The 2,107-nt window shown below is 73.8% G+C and carries 2 protein-coding genes and 1 pseudogene; 2 read left to right on the top strand and 1 reads right to left on the bottom strand.

All coding sequences use genetic code 11. The annotated features are described in order from the left end of the window. Together ACJA3G_RS35640 and ACJA3G_RS35635 are read left to right on the top strand one after the other, a co-directional pair. A pseudogene (locus tag ACJA3G_RS35640) lies at positions 1-193 on the top strand (ABC transporter ATP-binding protein); the annotation flags it as partial. Further along, entirely contained in the window at positions 190-1,170 is a 981-nt protein-coding gene (locus ACJA3G_RS35635) for an ABC transporter ATP-binding protein (RefSeq protein WP_406557172.1), read from the top strand. The pseudogene ACJA3G_RS35640 and the gene ACJA3G_RS35635, both read left to right, overlap by 4 nt. Positions 1,171-1,263: 93 nt before the next feature. Here the strand turns inward: ACJA3G_RS35635 and ACJA3G_RS35630 are convergent, their stop codons facing one another. Then, positions 1,264-1,974 carry a L,D-transpeptidase family protein gene (locus ACJA3G_RS35630; protein WP_406557171.1) on the bottom strand — a complete coding sequence of 237 codons (711 nt, stop codon included), beginning with the start codon at positions 1,972-1,974 and terminating at the stop codon, positions 1,264-1,266. Between the last annotated feature and the right edge of the window lie 133 nt (positions 1,975-2,107).

Raw genomic sequence — 2,107 nt, 5'->3', positions numbered from 1 at the left:
GGCCATCCCCGGCAGCCCGCCGTCGCTGCTCACGCCGGCTCCCGGCTGTGCCTTCGCACCCCGCTGCGCCCGCGCCGCGTCCGCCGCGGCGAGCGAGCGGCTGCGCTGCGAGACCGAGCCGCCCCTGCTGTCCGGGCCCGCCGGCCACGCGTCCGCCTGCCACCTCCCGACGTACGGAGGCGCTCCTTCATGACCACAGCCACCCCGCCCCTGCTGTCCGTACGGGACATGACCAAGGTCTACCCGGCCCGGCGGCGCCGCTCGGCCCCCGTACGGGCGGTCGACGGCATCAGCTTCGACGTGGCGCCCGGTGAGACGCTCGGCCTGGTCGGCGAGTCCGGCTGCGGCAAGTCCACCACCGGCCGCACGATCGTGCGTCTGCTCGAACCCTCCAGCGGCTCGATCTCCTACGACGGCCAGGACATCAGCCATCTCTCGCAGCGCGAGCTCAAACCGCTGCGCCGCGAGATCCAGATGGTCTTCCAGGACCCGCACTCCTCGCTCAACCCCCGCCAGACCGTCGCGCGGATCATCTCCGATCCCCTGCTGGTCCAGGGGAGTGCGGCGGCGGACGCGCGGCGGCGGGCCGCCGAACTGATGGAGCTGGTCGGGCTCATCCCCGAGCAGATCGACCGCTTCCCGCACGAGTTCTCCGGCGGCCAGGCCCAGCGCATCGGCATCGCCCGCGCCCTGGCCACCGGGCCGCGCCTCGTCATCGCGGACGAGCCGGTCTCGGCCCTGGACGTCTCCGTGCAGGCCCAGATCGTCAACCTGATGGAGCGTCTGCAACACGAACTCGGCCTCGCCTACCTCTTCATCGCCCACGACCTGTCGGTCGTCAAACGGGTCTGCGACCGGGTCGCCGTGATGTACCTGGGCCGGATCGTCGAGATCGGTGCGAAGGAGCGGGTCTACACGGCCCCGGCCCACCCCTACACGCGCGCGCTGCTCTCCGCCGTGCCGCTCCCCGACCCGGCCGCCGAGCGCGCCCGCGAACGCATCACGCTCCTGGGCGACCCGCCGAGCCCGGCCGCGCCCCCGCCGGGCTGCACCTTCCATCCCCGGTGCCCCAAGGCGCGGGACCGCTGCCGCAGCGAGGCGCCGGTGCTGCGGATCGCCGCGCCGGGCGAGGCACGCCAGGTGGCCTGCCACTTCCCCGAGGCGGCCTGACGGGGGCCGTGGTTCGCGCGCCGACGCGCTCCGGGCCGATGGGCGCTGATCGGCCCGGATCGGGTCACCGTTCACGAGGCCGACGGCGGTCCCTCATGTCGCGGGTTTGCGGCCCCAGATGAAGACGGGGTCGCCGATGGCGGTGGTGTTCCACAGGAGCTCGGCGTCGCGCAGCCGCAGGTTGATGCAGCCCGCCGAGCCACCGCCGTTGAAGAGGTCGCCGTAGACACCGTGGAAGGCCTGTCCGCCGGAGAAGTACTGGGCGTAGGGCATCGGCGCGTTGTCGTACAGCTCGGAGTGGTCGTCGATGCGGCGCTCGGTGATCTCGTGCCAGCCGTTGCGGGTCTGCTGGCCCCAGCGCCCGGTGCGGACGGCGACCGCCGGATAGACGACCTTTCCGGCCCGCTGCACCCACAGGAGCTGGCGCGCGAGGTCCACACAGACGAGCCGCTCCTGCCGCTGGGGGCAGTTCCCGCTCTTGTTGGGGGCGCGGCGTTCTTCGATGACCAGGCTCGTGCGGTAGGTGGCGAGACTCGCGTACCCGTCGGCGGGGACGATGCCGTTGCGTTCCTGGAAGGCCCGGATCGCCACGCAGTCGGCCTCGGACTGCCGTCCGTCGGCGGGCAGGCCCAGATATTGCTCCAGCTCCCACTGGTACGGGCCGGTGTCCGCGGTGCACGCGGGCGCGGGCGCGGCGGGCCCCGCGGTGGCGGAGGCGGCCGGGGCGCTCACCCCCATCACCAGGGCGGCGAGGGCGCCGACGAGTATCGGCACACGCGGGCGGCGGCGTAGGGACGTCGTCACGGCGGCTCCTGCTGGCTGCGGCGACGGCATCGGGCACCGCCGCCCTAGCCGCCATTCGAGCACGACGCGCCCGCCACCACCGCCGCGGACGAGCCATCCGAGTGCCCCGCCACCACGACGGCCACGCCGGAAA

Origin of the sequence: Streptomyces sp. YS-3 (assembly GCF_045257485.1) — a bacterium.
GTDB lineage: Bacteria > Actinomycetota > Actinomycetes > Streptomycetales > Streptomycetaceae > Streptomyces.
This window is presented reverse-complemented; position numbering and strand designations above follow the sequence as displayed.